Raw genomic sequence first — 23,594 nt, 5'->3', positions numbered from 1 at the left:
AATTTGCCCTTCCGAAACTTATCAACCCCAAATCAGCTTTAACAGGTAACAACACCGTATCCTTATCCATGAGCAAAAGTTTTGATACACCCGATAAAGTGATTTATGTGTGCACTGGCAGCAAGTGCAAGAAAAAAGGAGGCAAAGACCTGGGTAAATTTTTTAGGGGAATGATCAAGGAGCTGGGCCTGAAGGGGCAGGTGGAGGTAGTGAAAACCGACTGCACCGACCGCTGCGACTACGCCCCTGTTACCTGCATACAGCCTGCCAACGTCTGGACGCCCTATACCGATGAGCGAAAGGCGAAAGAGGCCTTTCAGCTGCACGTGCTCTCCGCCCCAGAACAAGACACTCCGTAAAAGCAGCGCGGCCCCGGAAATGCTCCGGGGCCGCGCTTTCATACTTACCGTGTTATGGCTGCTTAGCCTTCATACGTGTCTTCATACTTGATCTTCGGCACGCGCTTGTCTATCTCGTAATGGCCGGTGCCTTCCTCGCCGATTACCTCAAAGAGCTCCAGGGCACGGCGGGCCACATACTCTTCCTCGATCTGCTCCTTCAGGAACCACTGCAGGAAGGTAAATGTCACATAGTCCTTCTCCTTCTGGCACTTGTCGGCCATGCGGTTAAACGACTGCGTGACCGCGATCTCCTGCTGCAGGGCTTGCTCAAACACGCTTCGGAAAGAGTCAAACTCTATCTGGGTGTTGGCCACACTTGGTGATACGGCACGGCCGCCCATGTCGGCCACATACTTGAACAGGCGCAGCATGTGCTCACGCTCCTCGTCTGATTGCTTTTTAAAGTAGCCGGCGCTGCAGTCAAAGCCGTTGCGGTCGCACCAGCTGCTCATGGCCAGGTACATGGCCGAGGCTTCCGCCTCCATTTTTATCTGGTCGTTTAATACCTGCTCTATCGTCTCGCTAAGCGAGGTTCTAAGTCTAAGTAAGTCCTTCATAATGTTGGGTGTTTTCTGGTAGTGATCGATAACGTGGTGATGTTGTTACCTCCTCTTTAATACCATAAGAATAGCACTTTTGTTGTGCAAGCGCAACAAACACCCGAAATTCGGAAGCAGTCTAAATAAAAAAGCACGGCGCCGGGGCCGTGCTCTCTGTTTCAGGCTATAACACTCTAAAATTATACGCAGGTAGAGGCCAGGCACTCGTGCAGCATGCGGTTAAGCTCCAGCACGAACTTGGCTCCGGCTAAAAGCTCCTTTAAGTCGTGCAGCTCCGTCAGCGTGAGCACAAAGCAGCGGTCGCAGCCACAAACGGTTACAATGCCAAAGTCGGAGGAGCGGTCCGGGCTGCTGGCCATTGCATCCAGGTCTATACTATCCACCGCTTGCTTCAGGCGCAAAAAGGCATCTAGCTTCAGCACCGTCAGCTCCCCTGCAAAACGCAACAGCAAACGGTTGTGGCGGTCGCACTGGTAAACGGCTCCTGCCTCAGAAGTATAAATATCGGGTAATTGCGTGGCTGTATGCATCATGTGGTGTAACTTAGCTTCCGACTCTGCGATTGTATTGCAAATCTAAACACTATTTAGAACCAGTCCAAATAAAAACAAAGAGTTATTTAGAATCAGTTCAGATAAAGCAGAAAATATGGAAAATCAACTGGATAAGGTAATCCTTGCCGAGAAGTTCGCGCAGTTCTCCGACCATTGGAACCCCCGCATTGTGGGCGAGCTAAACGGGCAGCAGGTAAAGCTGGCTAAGTTCCTGGGCCCCTTTGAGTGGCACCACCACGAGCACGAGGACGAGTTTTTCCTGGTGGTGAAAGGTGAGTTTGAGATGCACCTGCGTGATAAGGTAGTAACGCTGCAGCCCGGTGAGTTTATGGTTGTGCCGCGCGGCGTAGAACACAGGCCCGTTGCCCACCAGGAGGCGGAGGTACTGATGTTTGAGCCCGCCAGCACCGTGAACACCGGCAACCTGCAGGGCAGCGAGCGCACCAGGAAGGATCTGGAGCGGTTGTAATTTAGTTATTGGTTGTTGGTTGCTGGTTTATACTTTGGCGGGTTCAACGCCCCGGCCCCTCTACCAAAATAAGTCCGACATCTGCGACTAAGGAGGGGAGCCTGGTATCACCTCCTCTCTTTCGGATTTGCAATCCGAAAGTATATTACTGCCAGGATTTTTAATCCGATTCTATACTTTGCCAGCTTCTTAAGTACCTCAAAGCCAGAAGTCGGATTGCAAATCCTTTTATTAAGTACTTCGGGATTACAAATCCCGAAGTGCGGCTGACGTTTTATACTTTGCCCTAGTAGTAACCACAGGAGAGACAGAAGCAACAAACACGGCAAAGAATAAAGTACACCCCGACAACCAATAACCGACAACTAAAACCCTTTTACCTTATGCGCACGGGCAAGTATAAACTTCAGGTTCAGGCGCACGAGGTCGCCCATGTTCTTGCACTTCAGAAAGTCGTCGGAGTTATGGTGCTGGGTAAGCTCCTGCTTTAGCTGCTCAATCTTCTCCGGCGTGGAGATTGTGTCCTGGCGCATGCAGTCGATCAGGTCCTTGAGGCGGTAACGGGCCGACTTGAGGCGGCGGAACATGAGCGTGCGTTCCTCATTCTGGTACTGCTTCACCACGTCAGGCTTCAGCAGCTTCAGCACCAGCTCCACAATCGCGTTATTGTCTTTAAAGAACTGTGGCAGGTACATCGTCTTTTTACCTTCGTAAGACTGCTGGTCGAAGTCAATGGGCCGCACACGGTACTGTTCGTCCTCAAAGTCAGGCGTTACGTCCACCACATAGTTGTAGGAGCGCATATCACCCAGCAGGCGCACAAAGCAGCGCTCGTTAAACTTCACGAACTCTTTGGCAATACGCACCTTGTTGGTATTGGCCCTTTTAATGTATTCCTTGATAAAGACATCGCCCGGTATGCCCGCAATGTGCTCCTCTATCAGCGAGTCGCCGTCTACCAGGTAGTTGATGCGGCTTGGGGAGAGAATGTGCTCCAGCTCCAGGCCGTAGATACGGGAGGCATCGGCCCGCTTCACATAAAAATAGTCGTAGTTGTCGTTCAGCTGGTTCATGATCTGCACCCGGAAGGGGTTAGAGTTGCCAAAGGTGCAGTAATCGATCCTGGACACGTATAGGTGCTCCATTACCGACATATCGCCGTCCGTCTTCAGCAAGGCGTAAATCATCGTCAGCCCCTCGTTTAGCTCCTGCTGCGTCTGCTGGTCATACATCACCGACTCCCACAGCGTATCGTGGCCCTGCTTATCGTAGTAAGGGAAAGAGTCAGCGTAATGCAGCAGGCCCTCGTACAGCACCGGCAGCTTGGTTTCGCGGTCGTAGTAGTGCAGGTACTTGCGCAGCCCTTTGCTGATCGGGTAAAACAGCTTCTTTTTGGAGATGTACACCTTAGTTTAGTTAAGAGTTGAGAGTTAAAAGTTATGAGTTTTCCGCAGATTATTCTGTGAAATCCTCTCAAGACCAAAGTATAAGTATGATAACAAATGGTATCACACAGCACCAAACCCGACTTTTAACTTTTAACTCTCAACTCTTAACTTTCTAAAAGGTTATTCTGGTTGAGCACCTGCAGCACCTCGTTTTTGTAGAAGCGGCCGATGGGGATCTCCGCCTTGCCGATGTCAACAGCGGAGGCAGAGAAGGCCTGTATCTTGTCGAGGGCCACGATGAAGGAGCGATGGATACGCAGGAACTTCTCCGGCGGCAGCTTCTCTTCCAGGAAAGAGATTTTCTGGTAGGAGATAATCTCCTTTGCCTCGGTCTTTACCCGGATATAATCCTTCAGGCTCTCGATGTAGAGGATATCTGAGAGCATCACCTTTACCATTTTCTTATCCGCCTTGAGGTAGATGAAGGCCTCTTTGTAGTTTTGGGGGGTAATGGCAGGGGCTGGCGTTGGGGCAGGCACTGGCGCTGTGGCAACTGGCTGCAGCTCCGGGGCCGACACTTTGGAGACAGCCTTCAGGAAACGCTCAAAAGCGACGGGCTTGAGCAGGTAGTCCACCACATTAAGGTCAAACCCCTCCACGGCATAATCGCGGTAAGCGGTAGTGAAGATCACTTTGGGCGGGTGCACCAGCGACTTAAGGAAATCGATCCCCGTAAGTTTGGGCATCTGGATATCCAGGAACATCAGGTCGATGCGCTCGTTCTGCAGGCAGCTGTAGGCCTCCACGGCGTTGTTGCAGCGGCACACCAGCTCCAGGTTATCCAGCCTTTGGATAAAGGTCTCCAGCACATCCAGCGCCAGCGGCTCATCATCCACAATCATGCAGCGTATTTTATTCATAGTTTAGGTATCTTCACTAAGGAACGTATGGCAATTTAACGGCTCTCCGCTTAAGACGGGCTGTTTTTATACTTTCTTTTTGTCATCCCGAAAAGCCCCTGGCAACAGGTGGTGCAGGCTTACCCTCCCGGGGAGAGCCCCCAGTTTCTACCGAGCTTTCTAACAGCATGACAAGGCTTTTAGAGTTCTATGCTTCAAAATAAATAGTCCTGTTGTCATCTCCAGAGAACGATCTCTGGTATGTCAGGACCTGTTCCAGAAAAGTTATGGCACAGGACAAGCCCTAAAACTTCGCCAAAGAGAAGCACGATTATTCGAACGAAATCTCCAGCCTGGCGGCGTAGCTGTCCTGCTCCTCCTCTACCTCCAGCTCGTAGCGGCCCTCGTAGAGCAGCTCCAGGCGGCGCTGCAGGTTTCTCAGGCCAATACCAGAGGCCATATCACGGGAGTTACCGCTGGCCTTGTCGGCGCACTTGCAGTTCTCTACCAGCAGCACCAGCCGCTCCTCCGTCACCTTTACGTCTATCCTGATCCAGGCATCCTTGGTTTCGGTGCTCACGCCATGCTTAAAGGCATTCTCCACGAAGGGCAGCAGCATCATGGGCGCAATCTGCCTGCCGGCTATACTTCCGGTGGCCGAGAACTGCACCTCCACCCGCTCCCCGTAGCGCACCTGCTCCAAGGCAATGTAGTTTTTGATGTATTCCAGCTCCTTCTCCAGCGGGACGGTAGCAGCATTGGCATCGTGCAGCATGTAGTCCATCAGGCCCGAGAGCTTCAGCACCACCTCCGGCGCATTGTCCGACTTCTTGAGCGTGAGGGAATACAGGCTGTTGAGCGTGTTGAACAGGAAGTGCGGGTGGATCTGGCCTTTCAGAAACTTCAGCTCGGCCTCGAGCTTGTCCTGCGTCAGGTCGCGGGCAGCGCGCTGCTGGCTGTACCAGTACTTCAGCAGGGCAATCACCGCCGTGATCGTGACCACATAATTGATGTTGACGATGTTCTTGATGAAGCGGTAAAACGTCAGGTTGTCTTCCGTGCAGGTGGACGGGCAGAAAATCGGGTGGATAAGGAAGGGCAGCAGCACGAACTGCATCAGGCCGGCGATAGCACCCATCAGCAGGAGCAGGTACACAAAAAACTCCAGGTAACGCTTCTGCAGCAGGTAGCGCGGCATCAGGTAGTACATGTTAAAGTATACCAGCGCCATCTTAAAGGGCAGTTCCACGAGCTCCACCATAAAGGCGTTGTAGTAATCATCTATGTAACTGCCGTACAGCAACCCGAAGAAAACCACATACACCGCCCAAAAAGCCAGGTGCAGCAGCATGCGGTTCTGCGTTACGTTGCGCACCTCGGGCAGGCTCCAGGTAGCGCCGGTTCCCAGGGTACTCGCCGTGCTCAACTTCATCTCCATAGTACAAAGGTATCGTTTCTGGTGCAAGCCGCTAAAACGGTTGGTTTGGTTTTAGACCGATGTATGGCCAGGAGTGCTTAGCGGCAAATTATACTTGCCCAACAACAAAAAGCACAGAAAGATTTATCGTGTTATGCGGCGGTAAGTATAAATCACTCGTTATGGTACTTCTCCCCTCTCAGGATAGTGAAGCCGCGGTATAATTGCTCAAAAAAGAACATGCGGACCATCTGGTGCGTGAATGTCATTTTGGAGAGCGAGATTTTATCGTTCGCCCGCTGGTAAACCTCGTCTGAAAAGCCAAAGGCACCGCCCACGGCGAACACCAGGTTGGTGGTGACCGCATTGAGCTTCTTCTGCAGAAAAGCAGCGAACTCAGAAGAAGTAAAGGTTTTGCCTTTCTCGTCGAGGAGGATGAGGTGGTCACCCTCCTGCACTTTGCCAAGTATAAGCTTGCCCTCCGCCTCTTTCAGTTTATCGGCAGTATACTTGCCGCCTTGCTTGATGTCGGGGATAACCATGAACTCCACCGGGTGGTAGTGCTTCAGCCGCTTCAGGTACTTCTCTATCCCATCCTCCAAAAACCTCTCATCGGTTTTGCCAATCACAACAAGTTTAATCTTCATCTGCTACTATTTTGCGCCAATATCGCTTTTAAAGGGGGAGTTTACAAGAAAGTGCCACAGCAAAGGCCGGCAGAAGCGCAGGTGTTAGCTTGCCTCCACTTCCCAGGTTGAGCAGGAACCGCAGCATCTAAAAGCCACTTTGTTTTCATTTCGTCACTCCGTCCTGCCCCTGCCTCAGTTCATCGGTACTTTTACCCGCGTTTCACTTACTGGCACAAAGAAAAAAGCCCTAAGTACAATCCTTTTCGCTATTAGTCTAAAAACCAAGCAACTATCCTGCCTCCTGGCTTATCTTTATATTGTTGTTCAGCCACTTAAACAGGCAAGGGCAGCCACGCAACCTGACACTAATTTAAAAATAAAGCTATGAAAAAAGTAATCTTTACCCTGCTGGCAGCGGCGTTGCTGGTAGCGGCCGCGCCAGCTGTTCAGGCACAGGAACTAAGAGAGGGACAGCTCACCTCCAAAGAAGCCTATGAGTTGCTCCGCCGGTTGTCCGGAAATTGGCTGGTGAGCCATTACACATGGCAGCCGGAAAGCAGAACCTTTCACCAAACCACGGGTGAAGCTCAGATCAGCCATGCCTACCAAGGCAGTTTCCTACATGAAAAAGCTGACCTAAAGCTCCCGGATGGCAGCAAGAAGCGGCAGGAATGCTTTTTGGGCTACTCCGCCGAAAAGAGCCGGTTTGAGTTGATCCAGGCAGACGAGAAGAGCCGGAACACGACCCTTATGGTAGGCAAGTGGTATCCCGAGTGCAACGCCATTACGCTGACGCATCCGGACGGGCTGAAGAAAGGGGTCCTGAGCAGCATCGAGTACGTGTACGTGTTCCTGTCGGATAACGCACTGCTCAAGATCGTCCGTACCCTGGACAAGGATGGCAACCTGCTGATTCTCTCTAAAGACTACTACACCCCACGACAAACCGCCAGCCGTTAAACCGATTGATGTGACGCAAGGCCAGTTAGGTTTACACGCAACAGATAGAAGCGTAAACCTGACTGGCCTTGCCATGGCGCTGCAACCCCGCGCCGGTGAGCATACAAAGGCACGTATGCCTTTCCAGGCGGGATAACTTTCAGGAACTGTACTGCCGCTTCAGCCTCACTACTTTATACTTCACGCTGTCCCACACCAAGCCTGCTATAAGTATGGCAGCGGCCAATAACAGGGTTTTGGTGGCGTAAAAGGAGAACAGAAAGCCGCCCACGATGCAGCCCAGGAAAAAGAAGCTGATAATGGTGAGACGCAGCCCGATAGAGCCTTTTAGCTTTTGCCGCTGCTCCTGCTTACGGAAGAAAAACAGCTGCGCCACCTCTATGCCCAGGTCGGTGAAAAGGCCGGTAAGGTGGGTGGTGCGCACCACGGCGTTAGAGATGCTGGTTACGAGCGCGTTTTGCAGCCCCATGGCAAACAACAGGCAGCAGGCAATGGAAACAGGGTAGCGCAGGATAAACTCCCAGCTCAGCAGTGCCACCACTACAAGTATCAGTACCTCCAATGCCACCGGCGGAACATTTACAAAGCGTTTGTTTCGCCGCAGCATCGCCTCCAGCAGCGCCCCAGACACGGCTGCCCCTGAAAAGAAGGCCAGGATAAACCACAGGTAGCCCCAGGCGGCGGTAAAATTGTGGCGGGCTACTTCATCTGCAAAAAAGGCGAAATGCCCCGTAACGTTTGTTGTGAGTTGGTGCAGCGCAAAAACACCCGTTATGTTTACTATACCGGCCACAGAAGAAAGCAGCGAGGCCAGCTTCAGGTTATGCTTTAGGGTTCGGTTTTTCCCTCGGTGTCGGAACATAGTCGGAAAGGGCTTAAGCTATTGCCAAAGTATAAATAAGGGCACAAAAGGCTACGTTCACAGCAACTCTTTGGCCGGGTCCCAGAACAGTTTATCGAAGTCCACCACCTGGTCGTTCTCCACGCGCACCCCCTCCTGCTCCAGCCGCTCCTGCATGGCGCTGGGCGCATCAAAGTGCTGCTTGCCAGTTAGCATGCCTACCCGGTTCACGACGCGGTGGGCCGGTATCTTGGTCATCGGGTGCGAGGCGATCAGGGCCCATCCCACCATTCTGGCCGAGCCTTTTGCCCCTAAGTAACTGGCAATAGCGCCATAAGAAGTGACCCGCCCGCGCGGGATCAGCTGCACCACCTCATACACATTCTGGAAGAAATTCTCCTTCGTATCTTTTTTTGCCATTTCGCTGTCTGCTTTTTAAACCTTCGGTACTGCCGTTTGTCTTTTAATTGTGCCGGTTTGTAGAGATTAAGTTACACCAACTTTTACAGTAGGCAATATTGGCTGTATATTTAAGCTGGATTATAATATAGCACCGGCTATTCTGAGTTTTTAAAGCATAACGGGCACCTACCTAACTAAACCTGTGTTGAAACACAAATGAACAAAACGTTAAAGACCATTCTGATTTTAGTAGCCGTTACGGCAGTTGGCTATTTTGTTTACAGGCAACTATCAGCAGAGCCGGAGAAGCAGCAGGCTGGCCCTGGCGGTGGCCCTATGGCCCAGAAAGTCACGGTAGATGTGTACGTGGTCTCGCCGGCTGCTTTCCAGAACAAGATCTCCACCACAGGCACCGTGCTGCCCAACGAGGATGTGGAGCTGCGCAGCGAGATAGCCGGCCGCGTGACAGGGATAAACTTTAAGGAGGGCAGTAAAGTGAGCAAAGGGCAGCTGCTGATGACGGTAAACGACGCTGAGCTGCGTGCCCAGCTGCAGAAGCTGGAGTCTAACCAGCGGCTATACCGCGACATGGAGGAGCGCCAGCGCACCCTGCTCGAAAAAGAATATATCAGTGCCCAGGAGTATGACCAGGTAAGCAACCAGCTGGCCACCGCCACGGCCGACATCCAGGCGCTGAAGGCGACGCTGGCCAAGGCGTACGTGCGCGCTCCTTTTGACGGCGTAATCGGCCTGCGCCAGGTGAGTGAGGGCAGCTACGTGTCGGCTACCACCCCTATCGCCCGCATCGTCGACATCAGCCCAGTGAAGATCGACTTTGCCATTCCGGGCCGCTACAGCCAGCAGGTAAAGGCCGGTGACAAGATCAGCTTTACCGTGGAAGGCCGGCCAGAAGTATACCAAGCCGCTGTGTATGCCGTGGAACCAGGCATAGACCCCACCACCCGCACCCTGCAGGTGCGCGCGCTTTTCGATAACCAAAACGAGGAGGTGAAGCCAGGCGCTTTCGTAAGCGTGAGCCTGGCTCTCAGCAACTCAGACGACGCCATCCTGATCCCGACAGAGGCGATTATACCGGAGGCCACCGGCCACAAGATTTTCCTGGCCAAAAACGGAAAGGCTGTGCCGCAGATGGTTAAAATCGGGCAGCGGTCCGAAACTATGATCCAGATCATGGAAGGCGTGGCTCCCGGCGACACCATTATCCGTTCCGGCATCCTACAGGTGCGCGATGGCTCCAACCTGAACATCCGCAGGGTACGGAGTGCCCAGGAAACTATACCGGCCCCGGAGCAGCAAGCACCTCAGGCCGAATAAAGGAGACTGGCTCCATGCCAGTACCCACACCCGCATCGTTTAAAAGGAAGCCTACAGCAAGCAAAGCAACCGGGCATACAGGAAAACAAGCCGGGTAACACCGAAGCCCCTGCAGCGGAACTGCCTGCCACTGAGGCAGTGCCCCGCGGAAGATGAGACAGCCACTTATGGCAACAAACTTAATTGAGCAACCCCAAAGGAGTTAACTGACGGAACAGGAAAGGTAGTTTGAAACACTAAGCAGCCACAGGCCGACTCCAAAAATACTAGACAACTGTATGGCAAGTTTATCCAACATAAGTATAAATCGCCCCGTGCTGGCCATCGTGATGAGCATCGCGATCATGGTGTTCGGCTTTATCGGCATTACTTACCTGGGGGTGCGGGAGTATCCCAGCGTAGACCCACCGATCGTAAACGTGAGGACCAGCTACGTAGGTGCCAACGCCGAAACGATAGAGTCAGAGATCACGGAGCCCCTGGAGGAGTCTATCAACGGTATTGCGGGCATCCGGACGCTTACCTCTACCAGCAGCGAGGGCAGCAGCAACATTACCGTGGAGTTTAACCTGGATGTGGACCTGGAGACCGCCGCCAACGACGTGCGCGACCGGGTGGCACGGGCGCAGCGCAGACTGCCAGAGGACGCCGAGCCCCCTACCGTGGCCAAAGCCGACGCAGACGCCAACCCTATCCTGTTCCTGGGCATCCGGAGCGAGAGCCGCTCCCTGCTGGACTTGTCGGATATTGGTGTGAACGTGTTTAAGGAGCAACTGCAGACAATACCTGGTGTGAGTGAGATCATGATCTGGGGGGATAAGCGCTACTCGATGCGCCTGTGGATGGACCCTGAGAAGCTGGCCGCCCTGCGCGTGACCCCGCTGGAGGTGCAGAACGCTTTGTCGCGGCAGAACGTAGAACTGCCTTCGGGAAGCATAGAGGGCGCCACCACCGAGCTTTCGGTGCGGACCATGGGACGCATCTCCACACCTGAGGAGTTTAACAACCTGATCGTGCGCCAGGATGCGGACCGCCTGATCCGTTTCCGCGACATTGGCTATGCCCAGCTGGCCCCCGAGAACGAGAAGACCGTGCTGCGCTACAACGGCATCCCTATGATCGGCGTGGTGCTGGTGCCGCAGCCGGGCTCTAACCAGATCGAGATCGCGGATGAGTTTTACCGCCGCCTCGAACACATCAAAAAAGACATACCCGACGACCTGCAACTGACTATCGGTTTCGATAACTCGCAGTACATCCGTGCCTCCATATCCGAGGTGCAGGAAACCATCTTCGTGGCCTTCGGCCTGGTGGTGGTCATCATCTTCCTGTTCCTGCGCGACTGGCGCTCCACGCTCATCCCGGTAGTGGCCATTCCTGTCTCGCTTATCGGTGCCTTCTTCATCATGTATGTAATGGATTTCTCGATCAACGTGCTGACGCTGCTGGGTATCGTACTGGCCATCGGCCTGGTGGTGGACGACGCCATTGTGATGCTGGAGAACATCTATACCCGCATTGAGAAAGGGGAGAAACCGCTGCAAGCCGCCAAAAACGGAGCCAAGGAAATATACTTTGCCATTATCTCCACCACCATTGCCCTGGCGGCGGTGTTTATGCCGGTTGCCTTCCTGGAGGACACCACCGGACGCCTGTTCCGGGAGTTCGGTATCGTAGTGGCGGGCTCAGTGATCATCTCCTCCTTCGTGTCGCTCACGCTCACGCCGATGATGTCGTCGCGCATCCTCAAGCACCGCGACAGGCCGAACTGGTTCTACCGCAAAACCGAGCCGTTCTTCCAGGCCCTGACCAATGGCTACCGCAGCAGCCTGGAAAGCTTTATGCGCGTGCGCTGGATGGCGTTTATACTTATACTGGTGGCCGCCGGCACCATTTGGTGGCAAATGACCAGCCTGCAATCGGAGCTGACGCCGGATGAGGACCGCAGCGGACTGCGTATTAACGCTACCGGCCCTGAGGGAGCCTCCTTCGAGTTTATGGACCAGTACATGAACGAGCTTACCGCCTTAGTGAACGACTCGGTGCAAGGCATCTCCAGCATCACCTCCATGACGCGGAACTCCAACTCAGGCTTTGTGCGCCTGCGCATGGTCTCCCCTGATGAGCGGGAGATAACGCAGCAGGAGATCGTGGAAAGCCTGCCTTCGCTCATCGGCCAGATACCGGGGGCCCGCGCTTTCGCCTCCGGCGACAAGGGCCTGGGTGGCGGACGTGGCGCCGGCCAGCCGGTGCAGTTCGTGGTGCAGTCCCAGAACATGGATAAGCTGCGCGAGATCATCCCGCCGTTCCTGGAGAAGGCCCAGCAGGACCCGACCTTTAACTTCGTGGACGTGAACCTGAAGTTCAACAAGCCGGAGCTGCGCGTGGAGATTGACCGCGAAAAGGCGCAGAGCCTGGGGGTGAGCGTGCGCGATATTGCCCAGACCATTCAGTTGGGCCTGAGCGGCACCCGCTTCGGGTACTTTGTGAAAGGCGGCAAGCAGTACCAGATCCTGGGCCAGGTGGCCCGCGAGAACCGCAGCGAACCGCTGGACCTGCGCAGCCTGTACGTGAAGAGCAACACCGGTGAGCTGATTCAGCTGGATAACCTGATTCAACTGAAGGAAGAAAGCGCCTCGCCACAAGTATACCGCTTCAACCGGTTTGCCGCCGCTACCTTCAGTGCCACCCTCACCAAAGGCAAGACCATTGGCGACGGCATTGAGGCCATGGATGCGATTGCGGATGAGGTACTGGACGAGACCTTCCAGACCAGCCTCACCGGCCAGTCCAGGGACTTCTCCGAGAGCTCCGGCAGCTTGCTGTTCGCGTTCCTGCTTGCCTTGGGCCTGATCTACCTGGCCCTGTCGGCGCAGTTCGAGAGCTTCCGCGACCCGATCATCATCATGTTTACCGTGCCGCTGGCCCTTTCCGGCGCCCTGATCAGCCTCTGGTACTTCGACCAAACCCTGAACATCTTCAGCCAGATCGGTATGATCATGCTGGTGGGCCTGGTGACGAAAAACGGTATCCTGCTGGTGGAGTTCGCCAACCAGCGCAAGCAGGAAGGCCTGACCAAGCTGGAGGCCGCCACCGACGCCGCCGTTTCCCGCTTCCGCCCGATCCTGATGACCTCACTGTCTACCATATTGGGTACCCTGCCTATCGCCTTGGCCCTGGGTACGGGTGCCGAGAGCCGCGTGCCGATGGGTATTGCCGTGGTAGGGGGCTTGATTTTGGCCACCGGCCTCACGCTTTACGTGATTCCTGCCGTGTACTCCTATTTCTCATCGGCTGAGGCCAACGTGATCGGTGAAGAGGAAGAAAAAGAAGCAAAGGAAAGCGAGCGCCAGCCGGAGTATGTATAGCCTCTGCCACTAAACTAATTTTGCTAAAGGATTTTAACGCGATAGATCAACGTATAAATGTTTTCATATAGAGCCGCGGCGCTTTTCCTTATCGGGATAGCATTACTATTACCAGGCAAGGCCCTGAGCCAGGAGCAGCTTTCGCTGGAGCAGGCCATCCGCATCGGGTTACAGAACAATTACGACATACAGATAGCCGGCAGGCAGGAAGCTGTTGCCGAGAATAACGTAACACTTGGGAATGCTGGTTTCCTGCCTAACGTAGATGGCCGCGCCACCCGCACTTTCAGCGAGAACAACTCCCGCCAGGAGTTTCAGACAGGCCCTGACCGGGTGCGGGATGGAGCCAGCTCAAACAACATCGGCTATGGCGTGAGCCTGAATTGGGTGATTTTTGACGGCCTAGGCATGTTCATCAACCTGGACCGGCTGAAGACAATCGAGAAGTCGAACGAGCTGTTTACGAAGCAGACCGTGGAGAATACCATAGCCGATATAACCGCCAGCTATTTTGAGGTGGCGCGCCAATCGTCCAAGATCAAAGCCATTGAGGATGCCATTGCCATATCGGAGGCCCGTGTGGAGATTGCACAGGCACAGTATGAGGTGGGGGTAAGTGCCAAGGTAGAGATCCTGCGGGCACAGGTAGACTACAACGCCGACCGCTCCGAGCTCCTGCTGCTGCAGGAAGTGCTGCAGAATGCCAAAATCAACCTGAACCAGCTCCTGGGCCGCAACCCGGATATCGCCTTTGAAGTGACCGATAGCATCATCGTAGACCCTTCGGTAAATTACAGTGTTGCCACTAACAGCCTGACGGCAGCCAACCCGTTGCTGCAGCGCCTGCAGTTGGAGCGCCAACTGGCCACACTGGACATCAAATCCGTGAGGGCCAGCCGCTTCCCGACGGTTAGCGTGGTAAGCGCCTATAACTTCAGCCGCTCCGAGGCTGAGCCACTGAACGAGTTCCAGGCCCGCTTTAACCAAAACCGGGGCTATAACTACGGCCTTAGCCTAAACGTGCCGATCTTTAACGGCTTTAACATCAACCGCCAGGCGCAGAACGCCCGCATCAACCTGGAAACGGCTAACCTGGAGCTGCAGCGCGAGGAGAACCGCCTGCAGGCAGACCTGGCCCGGGCCTACAGCCAGTACACCAACCGGCTGCAGCTGCTGGAGCTGGAGGAAAGCAACCTGAAGCTGGCGCAGGAGAACGCCGAAATCGCGCTGGAAAGATACCGGCTGGGCATCCTGACGGCTATAGAGCTGCGTGAGGCGCAACGCAACGAGCTGGTAGCCTCAAACCGCCTTATCGACATTCAATACCAGGCCAAGACAGCCGAAATTGAGCTGAAGCGCCTAAGCAGCACCCTGCTGCAGGAAAACCAGCTGTAACCATACCCAGCCTTAAAGTATAAAAGTATAGCCATGGCTATACTTTTATACTTTAAGGCTGTACCTTCCGTGTTCATACATATGGCAATGGAGCTAGAGCTTTTCGTAACACTAGGCATTTCACTTGGGCTGGGGCTGTTGGTAGGGCTACAACGGCAGCACGACCAGTCGCAGCTGGCAGGTATCCGCACCTTCCCGCTCATCACGTTGTTTGGCACTATCTCCGGCCTGCTGGCGCAGGACTTCGGGGGCTGGATATTGGCCATGGGGGTTGTTAGCTTGGCCAGCATGATGGCTGTGGCTAACTTCATGCGCAGCAGAACCCCGGATTTTGACGTGGGCCTGACAACTGAGGCGGCCGCCCTGCTGATGTATGTGGTGGGGGCCTACCTGGTACTGGGACAAACCACCGTAGCCGTGGCGGTAGGAGCAACGGCAGCAGTGCTGCTCCACCTTAAGGAAACGCTGCACCGCATAGTAGCCAAGATCGGGCAGGACGATTTGAGGGCCATCATGCAGTTTGTGGTGATCTCGCTGGTCGTGCTGCCGGTGCTCCCTAATGAAACTTACGGCCCATACGATGTGCTGAACCCGCACAACATCTGGCTGATGGTCGTGCTGATCGTGGGGCTGGGGCTGCTGGGCTACTTTGCCTATAAGATATTCGGGCAAAAAGCAGGGACAGTGTTAGGCGGCATACTGGGAGGCTTGATCTCCAGCACGGCCACCACCGTCAGCTATGCCCGCCGCACCAAAGGCAAGGATACCAGCAGCATGCTTGCTGCCTTGGTTATCATCATTGCCTCTGTGGTTTCCTTTATCCGCATTATAACAGAGGTAGCGGTGGTGGCACCCGGCACCCTGCCCACTGTTGCCCCTCCCCTAACGGCTGTTTTGCTGCTAATGCTGGCCTTGAGCGTGGTGCTGTACTTCTTCAAAGGCAATAACCAAGATACCATGCCCGAGCAGGGCAACCCGGCACAACTTAAAACAGCGCTGGTCTTTGGGGCGGTGTATGCCGCCGTTATACTTGCCACCGCCTTTGCGAAAGACCACTTGGGCAGCGGCGGCCTGTATGTGGTGGCCATCATCTCTGGCTTAACTGATGTGGATGCCATCACCTTGTCTACCTCCCGTTTGATGCAGGTGGGTAACTTAGAGCCGGCGAACGGCTGGAAACTCATACTAGTGGCGGCCCTCTCTAACCTGGTTTTTAAGGCTGGCCTGGTCGGTGTGTTGGGAAACCGCTCCGTGTTCGGGAAAATAGCCCTGTTATTCGGCATTGTGCTCGCTGGGGGCTTGCTGGTGCTGTGGCTGTGGCCGGAGGATCTTCAGGTGCAGTGGTTCGGGATGAGTAGCGCTGCAGGCCAAGCCTGACGCGCGCCCTTACCTGGATCATTGGCCTCTGCCAGCGAATCGTGGTGCAAGCACAAAGCCAACTCATCCACCGGCGCCTTGTCCAGCAAAAGGGGAAACGGATCCTAGCGCTCCGAAATCTCAGTTACCGGGGCCTTTCCATCTTGTTGCGTAAAAATTTTATGCCTGGTGCAAAACTGCAGGGGGTAACACAGGCGATAATTTAAAAATAAAACTATCTTGCAATACTGTATATGACATACATAATGGGGAAGGAAAGCTAGGCAGAAACGTTAGCTCCTACTTCTCCTACACAGGCTGCGCCTTACCCGCTGCAGCCTACCTTGGCAACTTAACTTTTTCTCAAAAATCTACCTGAGTACGACACTATGGCAAACACTTCCACTAAGCAGCACACGCCGGAGCTCGGCCAGCAACAAGGCAGTACGAGCGCGATGGTCATTATTGGCGCGCTGTTCTTCATCTTCGGCTTCGTTACCTGGCTTAACTCCCTTCTGATCCCCTACCTGGAGATCGCCTGCGAGTTAACAAAGTTCCAGTCCTTCTTTGTCACCTTTGCCTTTTACATCGCTTACCTGGTGATGACCCCCATCTCCCCGCGCGTGCTGGGCATGTTCGGCTTTAAGAACGGCATGTCGGTGGCCCTGGTGGTGATGGCCGTGGGAGCACTGCTTTTTATCCCGGCAGCCATGACACGGATATACCTGCTGTTCCTGGCGGGCCTGTTCCTGATCGGTTGCGGCCTGGCCATCCTGCAGACAGCCTCTAACCCGTATATCACAATCGTTGGCCCTGCTGAGAGTGCCGCCAAGCGTATCAGCATCATGGGTATCTGCAACAAAGTTGCCGGCGCCGTGGCTCCTATCATCCTGGGCCTGTTCCTGAGCCTGGAGGGCGCTGACGCGCTGCGTGCCGAAGTAGCAGGTATGGAAGAGGCTGCTCGCGCCGCCGCCCTCGACCACATGGCCCTGGAGGTGATTCCGCCTTACATCGGTATCATCATCGTGCTGCTGGTCCTGAGCTTCTGGATCTACCGCTCTTCTCTTCCGGAGATCGACACAGACGAGGAGGACGAGACAGCGGCTGCCGCCACAACAGGCAAAAAGAGCGTTTTTGAATTCCCGCACGTGATGCTGGGCGTGCTCACGCTGTTCCTGTATGTGGGTGTAGAAGTAATGGCCGGCGACTCTATCATTAGCTATGGCGCTGAACAAGGAATCCCGCTCACCACGGCTAAGTTCTTTACCAGCGGTACCATGGCCGCCATGGTGGTTGGTTACCTCATTGGCATTGTTACTATACCTAAATACATCAAACAGGAGGATGCCCTAAAGATTTGTGCGATGCTGGGTGTGGCCTTCTCCGTAGGAGCCATCCTGACCTCAGGTTACGTTTCCGTTGCCTTTATCGCTTTGCTGGGCCTGGCTAACTCGCTTATGTGGCCTGCCATTTGGCCGCTGGCGCTGGCCGGTATCGGCCGCTTCACAAAGGCTGCCTCCTCGCTACTGGTAATGGGTATCGCCGGCGGTGCTGTTGTTCCGCTGGCCTACGGTGCCCTGGCAGATGCCTGGAATGCGCAGGATGCCTACTGGATCATGGTGCCATGCTACCTGTTCATCCTCTTCTACGCTACGAAAGGCCACAAAGTGGGCAAGAAAAACATATAGCAAAGTATAAACCTTTGGCTAGGCGGCTCCCGGAAAATATACTCCGGGAGCCGCTTTTTTTGTCACGCTGGCTATCCACCCCTATTGCACTACTCACGCTCTGGCAGGACAAGCTTAAACCGCTCAAAGTATGGCGTTGCTGCTGCGGCACTGGCGACAGGACCGCCACAGCAACTGTTCCAGAAACAGAAAGGGGCAATCTCACGGGGAAATGCTCTGCCCCTAAGCCACCACAGGGCAACTTTACAGGATATTGGCAACCCGCCCGCTGTGAGCAGCACGCACAGGAGCGAACAAACAAAAATGGCCCAGCCATACCTGTGGGGTATGGCTGGGCCATTTTACTTTCCTGCTAAGAGTTTACAGCAGGTTCTCCTTCACGTAAGTATGGCTTTGGGCTATACTTTGGAAAGGGTCCATGGAGAAGTTTTCCTGCTCCACTATGATGTGCTTCACACCGGCAAGCTTGGCGTTGTTGAATATCTGCTTGAAGTTGATAGAACCTGAGCCTATCTCAGTGTTTATCTTCGGGTTGGCTTTGTCCATGTCCTTTACGTGCCACAGCTCGTAGCGGCCTGGGTTCTTTTTGAACATCTCCACAGGGTCCAGGCCGGCGCGCACCACCCAATACAGGTCTAGCTCAAGCTTTACCTTGTCGGCGTCTGTCTCATTCAGGATGATCTCATAGCCGGTGGTATCGCCAAACTGTTGGAACTCAAAATCGTGGTTGTGGTAGGCCAGTTGCAGCCCGGCCTCCTGACAAGCCTCTGCTGCCGTGGAGAGGCGCTCGGCCACACGCTGGTAATCCGAGGCGCTCTGGCGAAGCTGCTGCCCCAGGTACGGCACCACAATATACTTCATGTCCACTGCCTTGGCCGCATCGATGTAAGACTTGAGCAGGTCATCGCTTTCCCCGCTAATGTAGGGATCGAAGCCAAAGTGGCCGCTCGGTGCTTTCAGGTTATGTTGCTTCAGCAGGTCGGCAAACTCCTTCGGTTTCATCCCGAAGAAACCAGACTCGCTGGAGTAACCGAACGTCTCCACCTCCTTATACCCAGCCTGTGCCACTTTCCCGATCACGCCTTTGGCATCTTTGGGGAGCTCCTCACGCAGCGTGTAGAGTTGTATGCCAATGTTTTTTGTATCAGCCTTGGCCACCATGCAGCTAGGCGCAATGAGTACACCTGCTGTCAGTAATCCTGCCTGCTGCAGAAAACTTCGTCTTGTTGTCATGTATAATTTTCTCGTTAGGAGTTGATCTTTCAGAAGTTGAGATGTGTGCTTATAAAGGCGGCCTATACGTCGCAGATCTGGATAGACTGCCTGAGCGAAGCAAGCTTGTCATCCCGCTTCGGCACAAATTCCTGCGCCACATACCCCTTAAAGCCTGTCTCCACGATGGCACGCATGATGGCCGGATAGTACAGCTCCTGCGTTTCGTCTATCTCGTTGCGCCCCGGCACACCGGCCGTATGGTAGTGGGCAAAGTATTGGTGGTTATCACGGATGGTGCGAATCACGTCGCCCTCGTCTATCTGCATGTGGTAAATATCGTAGAGCAGCTTAAAGTTTTCGGAACCGAGCCTTTTGGCCAGCTCCACACCCCAGGCGGTTTTATCGCATTGGTAATCTTTGTGGTCTACCTTGCTGTTGAGCAGTTCCATGACCAGCGTCACGTTGTGCTTCTCCGCCAGCGGCAGCACCTGCTTTAAACCTGCTACGCAGTTGTTCCAGCCTTCCTCATCGGTTTTGCCTCGTCGGTTACCGCTAAAGCAGATCAGGTTTTTATACCCGGCCTTTGCCACGCGCGGAATCATGTCGGTGTAGTTCTTGATCAGTTTCGCGTGGAACTGTTTGTCGTTCCAGCCATCCACCAGGTTCAGTTCGGCACCGTTGCACATCGTGGACTCCAGGCCATGCTGCTGCAGCGTGGGCCAGTCCTCCGGGCCTACCAGGTCGATGCCTTTGATCCCCATGGCCTTGGCCTCCTTGCACAGCTCGTCTACCGACAAGTGTCCGTAGCACCAGCGGCTAACGGCGTGGTTTATGTTTCCTTTCAACTTGTTGTTCGTGGTTTCGGCATCCGTGCCCTGTGCGCAGGCCGTAAGGGCCGGCAAAACAGATGCTGCCGTGATAGTGGCTGTTCCAGCCATTATTTTCTTCAGGGAGCTTCTGCGGCTCGTGTTATGTGACATATCGGGTAAAGGGTAACTATGGTAAACTTGTCAGTTCCTGTCTTTCAGTCTCGGCACCGTAAGGCCTATCGGTAGTGGCGTCGGCGGCTCCCTTCTCATCGCGGAAGAAAACAGTGAACAGCAAGGCCACCACTGCCGCGATACCGGCCGGCACCAGCCACACGCTCTGCCAGAAATTTTCTGTGTCGGCAGCTCTGTAGTACTCGCTTATGAAGCCAGCTACCCAGAAACCGATGAGCATGCCCACGCCATAGGTGGCCAGCGTTACCAGGCCCTGGGCAGAGCTTTTATATTTCTCCCCGGCCCTGGCGTCTGTATAGATCTGGCCCGATACGAAAAAGAAGTCGTAGCAGATGCCGTGCAGCGCAATACCCAGGATCAGCATAAAAGAAAGCTCGCCGGCGTTGCCGTAAGCAAACAGCACATAGCGCAGCGCCCAGGCGGCCATACCTACCAATATAGTTTTTTTAAAGCCGAACTTGGAGAAGAAAACCGGCAGCAGCAGCAGGAACAGCACCTCTGAGATCTGCCCGATCGTCATTTTGCCTGTCGGGTTCTCCAGCCCGATGTCAGCCAGGAACGGGTTGGCGTTCTGGTAGTAAAAGGCCAGCGGGATACAAATCAGGATGGAGGCGATAAAGAAGATCAGGAAGTTCTTGTTCTTCAGCAGCTTGATGGCGTCCAGGCCCAGGATCTCAGAAATAGAGTTGCTCTTCTCCTGGCTTCTCACCGGTGGTGTTTTAGGCAGCATAAAGCTGTACACGCCAAGTATAAGCGAAGCGATGCCCGCCATCATGAACGTATTGCGCAGCAGGCCCTCGCCTATTCCCGCAGCAGAATCCCAGTGGAAGATGTAGCTGATAGACAACCCCGCCGCAATCCAGCCGATGGTGCCCCACACCCGGATCACCGAGAACTCCTTCTCCGGGTTCTTCATCTGCCGGAACGACACGGAGTTGACCAGCGCCAGGGTAGGCATGTAAGCGATCATGTAGGCCAGCACGTAAGGGTAAAACTCGCCAACGTTAACAGCATTGTACATCTGGTACATCAGGAAGGCTCCCACCAGATGCAGAATCCCCAGAATCCGCTCGGCGTTGAAATACTTATCGGCGATCAGGCCGATGATGAACGGAGCAATGATAGCTCCAAAGGATTGGGTAGAGAAGACACTGGCGGTTTCGAGCTCTGTGGCCTGGAGGTTGTTAAACAGGAAAGTGCCCAGCGTAACGAACCATGCGCCCCAGATAAAAAACTCCAGGAACATCATGAATGATAGTTTAATGCGGGTCAGCGAGTTCATGGTTGCTGCTATTTAAAGGAGTGAGGAGGTAAAGAATTACAGTCGTTTGATGCGGATGTTGCGGTACCACACGTTGTCGCCGTGGTCTTGCAGGGCTATCTTGCCAGACTTAAAGGTTCCCCATCCGGGCATGTCGGCAAACTTGCTCTTGGCCACCATCTGGCGCCAGTTATCGTCCCAGAGCGTAGTTTCCAGCACTTTCTCTCCGTTCAGGTGAAACACCAGGTGCCCGTCTTTGCTAATGATCTCTGCCTGGTTCCACTCTCCGGCCGGCTTCACTGTTTCGGGGCTACTGGAGATCAGGTCGTACAGGTCGCCGGCGCGGTGTGTCTTGATCTTGGCGTCCGGGTGCCCGTTATTGTCCAGCACCTGCATTTCCAGGCCGGTGTTCCAGGTGTAATCATACTTGGCGGTATCCTCCTGCACATAAAAAATAATGCCGCTGTTGCCGTTCTCGGCTACTTTCCACTCCAACTGCAGGTGGAAATCACCGTACTCCTCCTCTGTCACGATGTCGCCGCCGTCGCTGGTCTGCCAGTCTTTTTTGTTGGAGGCGTCCAGGTGCAGGGCGCTATCGTCCACTATCCAGGCCTTGCCCACTGCATCTTTGCCGTAGGTGTGCCAGCCATTGGTGGTTTCGCCGTCAAAGAGCGGGGTCCACTCTCCTTCGGCAGTGGCAGTTTCGCGGTTCTGTTCGTTATCGGCCATGGAGTTGGTGGTTTCCTGTTCGGTAGACTGGCAACCAAGCAGGGTGAGCAGGGCCAGGCCAGCGATGTATTTCTTCAGCATGTGTGTTTCTTAGTTGTTAAGCGACAAAATGTAACGAGCCATTTCCTGGGCGTCCTCTTTCTTGATGTTCGGGTGCGGCGTCATCGGCACCTGCCCCCATACACCGGCACCGCCTTCTATGATCTTGCTGGCCAGGTAGTCCACGTTCTTATCATTGAACTCATACTTCTGGGCCACTTCCACATAAGCAGGCCCAACCAGTTTCTGTTTTTCCTGATGGCAGGCAAGGCAGTCGGAGCCGGCAATCAGCTTGGCGCCGTTCTCGAAGTTACCGGACGCAGCAGCCTGGCCACCACCAGCGCTACGGTTTGTGCCAATGTTCATGCGGTTGGTGTCCACTTCTGACTGCTTGGCCGAAGCGCTCACGGCTGCCCCAGCCGCAGAATCCATCTCTCCACCTTCCACACTGTAGCTGGTGGTGCTTCCGCCCTCCTCTGTGTTGGTGTTGGAGGCGTCGCTGCAGGCAAAAGTAAAGGCCAGGCAGCCAAAGCCGAGTATAAGCAGGTTCTTTTTCATCGTTTAGAAATATCGTTTAGTGTGTGGTCTGGTTTTAGGATAAGCCAAGTATACTTTTGTTCATGCTCTGGTCTATGCCGGAGGCGGCAAAGTCGTCGAAGGCCCGCTCGGTTACCCGGATGATGTGGTCCTGGATGAAGGGGGCTCCCTCCCGGGCTCCGTCTTCGGGGTGCTTCAGGGCACACTCCCACTCCAGCACGGCCCAGCCCTTGTAATCGTACTGCGTGAGCCGGCTGAACACGCCATTGAAGTCCACCTGCCCGTCGCCCAGGGAGCGGAAACGGCCGGCGCGGTTTACCCAGCCCTGGTAGCCGCCGTACACGCCCTGCCTTCCGGTGGGGTTAAACTCGGCGTCTTTCACATGGAACATCCGGATGCGCTCGTGGTAGATGTCGATAAACTCGAGGTAGTCGAGCGCCTGCAGTATAAAGTGCGACGGGTCGTAGAGCAGGCAGGCGCTTTGGTGGTTGTTCACCGCCTCCAGGAACATCTCGTAGGTGATGCCGTCGTGGATGTCCTCGCCGGCGTGGGTCTCGTAACACAGGTCCACCCCGCACTCCTGGTACACATCCAGGATCGGCGTCCAGCGTTTACCCAGCTCCCCGAAACCTGTTTCCACCAGACCGGCGGCACGTTGCGGCCACGGGTATACGTACGGCCACAGGAGCGCGCCGCTAAAGGTGGCGCAGGCGTTGAGGCCCAGGTTCTGGGAGGCTTTGGCCGCATGCTTAAGCTGCTGCACGGCCCACTCCTGCCTTGCCTTGGGGTTGTTGCGGTACGCCTCCGGCGCAAAGCCGTCGAAGAGGGTGTCGTAGGCTGGGTGCACCGCCACCAGCTGCCCCTGCAGGTGCGTGGACAGCTCTGTGATCTGAATGCCCGCCTCCGCTACAATGCCCTTCACTTCATCGGCGTAGGTCTTGCTCTCGGCGGCTTTCTGCAGGTCTATAAAGCGCGGGTCGTGGGTAGGAATCTGAATGCCCTTGTACCCCAGGCTGGCTGCCCAATGGGCGATATCCTTCAGGTTGTTGAACGGCGCCGTATCCTGCACAAACTGGGCAATAAATACTGCCGGTCCTTTAATCGTATTCATAGTTTATGATTTCATTTTAGGTGTGGGAATGAGTTGGCA

At 54.6% G+C, this 23,594-nt stretch carries 22 protein-coding genes; 8 read left to right on the top strand and 14 right to left on the bottom strand.

The genetic code is table 11. The features are described from left to right. The first annotated feature begins 68 nt into the window (after positions 1-68). Positions 69-359, top strand: a complete 291-nt coding sequence (locus tag PXG97_RS18035; protein ID WP_276499212.1) for a (2Fe-2S) ferredoxin domain-containing protein — start codon at positions 69-71, stop codon at positions 357-359. 62 nt (positions 360-421) lie between these two features. Here the strand turns inward: PXG97_RS18035 and PXG97_RS18030 are convergent, their stop codons facing one another. Beyond that, positions 422-958: a ferritin gene (locus PXG97_RS18030; RefSeq protein ID WP_276499211.1), complete on the bottom strand. Its 537-nt coding sequence runs from the start codon at positions 956-958 to the stop codon at positions 422-424. A 182-nt stretch (positions 959-1,140) separates the two neighbouring features. Beyond that, on the bottom strand, positions 1,141-1,494 hold the full coding sequence (locus PXG97_RS18025) for a hypothetical protein (protein WP_276499210.1): 354 nt from the start codon (positions 1,492-1,494) through the stop codon (positions 1,141-1,143). Between the two features lie 115 nt (positions 1,495-1,609). On the opposite strand from PXG97_RS18025, the gene PXG97_RS18020 reads away from it, so the two are divergent. Then, positions 1,610-1,984, top strand: a complete 375-nt coding sequence (locus PXG97_RS18020; protein WP_338088613.1) for a cupin domain-containing protein — start codon at positions 1,610-1,612, stop codon at positions 1,982-1,984. A gap of 365 nt (positions 1,985-2,349) precedes the next feature. On the opposite strand, the gene PXG97_RS18015 is transcribed toward PXG97_RS18020, so the two are convergent. The 4 genes from PXG97_RS18015 to rlmH form a co-directional block, all read right to left on the bottom strand. Beyond that, on the bottom strand, positions 2,350-3,390 hold the full coding sequence (locus tag PXG97_RS18015; protein WP_276499209.1) for a hypothetical protein: 1,041 nt from the start codon (positions 3,388-3,390) through the stop codon (positions 2,350-2,352). A 146-nt stretch (positions 3,391-3,536) separates the two neighbouring features. Continuing rightward, positions 3,537-4,292 carry a LytR/AlgR family response regulator transcription factor gene (locus tag PXG97_RS18010; protein ID WP_276499208.1) on the bottom strand — a complete coding sequence of 252 codons (756 nt, stop codon included), beginning with the start codon at positions 4,290-4,292 and terminating at the stop codon, positions 3,537-3,539. A 310-nt stretch (positions 4,293-4,602) separates the two neighbouring features. Then, the gene (locus PXG97_RS18005; protein ID WP_276499207.1) at positions 4,603-5,709 is read right to left on the bottom strand and encodes a sensor histidine kinase; all 1,107 of its coding nucleotides are present in this window, start codon (positions 5,707-5,709) and stop codon (positions 4,603-4,605) included. A 152-nt stretch (positions 5,710-5,861) separates the two neighbouring features. Further along, the gene (gene rlmH / locus PXG97_RS18000; RefSeq protein WP_276499206.1) at positions 5,862-6,335 is read right to left on the bottom strand and encodes a 23S rRNA (pseudouridine(1915)-N(3))-methyltransferase RlmH; all 474 of its coding nucleotides are present in this window, start codon (positions 6,333-6,335) and stop codon (positions 5,862-5,864) included. A 366-nt stretch (positions 6,336-6,701) separates the two neighbouring features. On the opposite strand from rlmH, the gene PXG97_RS17995 reads away from it, so the two are divergent. Further along, a complete protein-coding gene (locus PXG97_RS17995) occupies positions 6,702-7,277 on the top strand; it encodes a DUF1579 family protein (RefSeq protein ID WP_276499205.1) in 576 nt (191 codons plus the stop codon). Between the two features lie 139 nt (positions 7,278-7,416). Here PXG97_RS17995 and PXG97_RS17990 read toward each other — a convergent pair whose 3' ends face one another. After that, entirely contained in the window at positions 7,417-8,139 is a 723-nt protein-coding gene (locus PXG97_RS17990; RefSeq protein WP_276499204.1) for a YoaK family protein, read from the bottom strand. A 57-nt stretch (positions 8,140-8,196) separates the two neighbouring features. Beyond that, positions 8,197-8,538, bottom strand: coding sequence for an MGMT family protein (locus PXG97_RS17985; RefSeq protein WP_276499203.1), 342 nt, complete (start codon positions 8,536-8,538; stop codon positions 8,197-8,199). Positions 8,539-8,736: 198 nt separating this feature from the next. Here PXG97_RS17985 and PXG97_RS17980 point away from each other — a divergent pair, with 198 nt between their 5' ends. The 5 genes from PXG97_RS17980 to PXG97_RS17960 all read left to right on the top strand — a co-directional run bounded on the left by PXG97_RS17980 (position 8,737) and on the right by PXG97_RS17960 (position 17,662). After that, positions 8,737-9,855, top strand: coding sequence for an efflux RND transporter periplasmic adaptor subunit (locus PXG97_RS17980; RefSeq protein WP_276499202.1), 1,119 nt, complete (start codon positions 8,737-8,739; stop codon positions 9,853-9,855). Between the two features lie 278 nt (positions 9,856-10,133). Continuing rightward, positions 10,134-13,223 carry an efflux RND transporter permease subunit gene (locus PXG97_RS17975; RefSeq protein WP_276499201.1) on the top strand — a complete coding sequence of 1,030 codons (3,090 nt, stop codon included), beginning with the start codon at positions 10,134-10,136 and terminating at the stop codon, positions 13,221-13,223. A gap of 57 nt (positions 13,224-13,280) precedes the next feature. Then, the gene (locus PXG97_RS17970; RefSeq protein WP_276499200.1) at positions 13,281-14,618 is read left to right on the top strand and encodes a TolC family protein; all 1,338 of its coding nucleotides are present in this window, start codon (positions 13,281-13,283) and stop codon (positions 14,616-14,618) included. Positions 14,619-14,651: 33 nt separating this feature from the next. Beyond that, a complete protein-coding gene (locus tag PXG97_RS17965; protein ID WP_276499199.1) occupies positions 14,652-15,995 on the top strand; it encodes an MgtC/SapB family protein in 1,344 nt (447 codons plus the stop codon). Between the two features lie 368 nt (positions 15,996-16,363). Continuing rightward, complete coding sequence (locus PXG97_RS17960) at positions 16,364-17,662, top strand: sugar MFS transporter (RefSeq protein WP_276499198.1); 1,299 nt, start codon at positions 16,364-16,366, stop codon at positions 17,660-17,662. 360 nt (positions 17,663-18,022) lie between these two features. Here PXG97_RS17960 and PXG97_RS17955 read toward each other — a convergent pair whose 3' ends face one another. The 6 genes from PXG97_RS17955 to PXG97_RS17930 all read right to left on the bottom strand — a co-directional run bounded on the left by PXG97_RS17955 (position 18,023) and on the right by PXG97_RS17930 (position 23,555). After that, a complete protein-coding gene (locus PXG97_RS17955) occupies positions 18,023-18,895 on the bottom strand; it encodes a sugar phosphate isomerase/epimerase family protein (RefSeq protein ID WP_276499197.1) in 873 nt (290 codons plus the stop codon). Positions 18,896-18,957: 62 nt separating this feature from the next. Beyond that, the gene (locus PXG97_RS17950; protein ID WP_276499196.1) at positions 18,958-19,857 is read right to left on the bottom strand and encodes a hydroxypyruvate isomerase family protein; all 900 of its coding nucleotides are present in this window, start codon (positions 19,855-19,857) and stop codon (positions 18,958-18,960) included. A 16-nt stretch (positions 19,858-19,873) separates the two neighbouring features. Continuing rightward, positions 19,874-21,160: a nucleoside permease gene (locus tag PXG97_RS17945; protein WP_276499195.1), complete on the bottom strand. Its 1,287-nt coding sequence runs from the start codon at positions 21,158-21,160 to the stop codon at positions 19,874-19,876. 36 nt (positions 21,161-21,196) lie between these two features. Beyond that, on the bottom strand, positions 21,197-21,949 hold the full coding sequence (locus PXG97_RS17940) for a 3-keto-disaccharide hydrolase (protein ID WP_276499194.1): 753 nt from the start codon (positions 21,947-21,949) through the stop codon (positions 21,197-21,199). A gap of 9 nt (positions 21,950-21,958) precedes the next feature. Continuing rightward, positions 21,959-22,465 (bottom strand): c-type cytochrome, encoded by a 507-nt coding sequence (locus tag PXG97_RS17935; protein WP_276499193.1) that lies wholly within the window; start codon positions 22,463-22,465, stop codon positions 21,959-21,961. Positions 22,466-22,499: 34 nt separating this feature from the next. Beyond that, positions 22,500-23,555 carry a sugar phosphate isomerase/epimerase family protein gene (locus PXG97_RS17930; RefSeq protein ID WP_276499192.1) on the bottom strand — a complete coding sequence of 352 codons (1,056 nt, stop codon included), beginning with the start codon at positions 23,553-23,555 and terminating at the stop codon, positions 22,500-22,502. Positions 23,556-23,594: the final 39 nt, after the last annotated feature.

The organism is Pontibacter litorisediminis, from assembly GCF_029360645.1.
GTDB lineage: Bacteria > Bacteroidota > Bacteroidia > Cytophagales > Hymenobacteraceae > Pontibacter > Pontibacter litorisediminis.
Note: the sequence above shows the minus strand (reverse complement) of the source record. Positions and strands in the feature narration are given on the sequence as shown.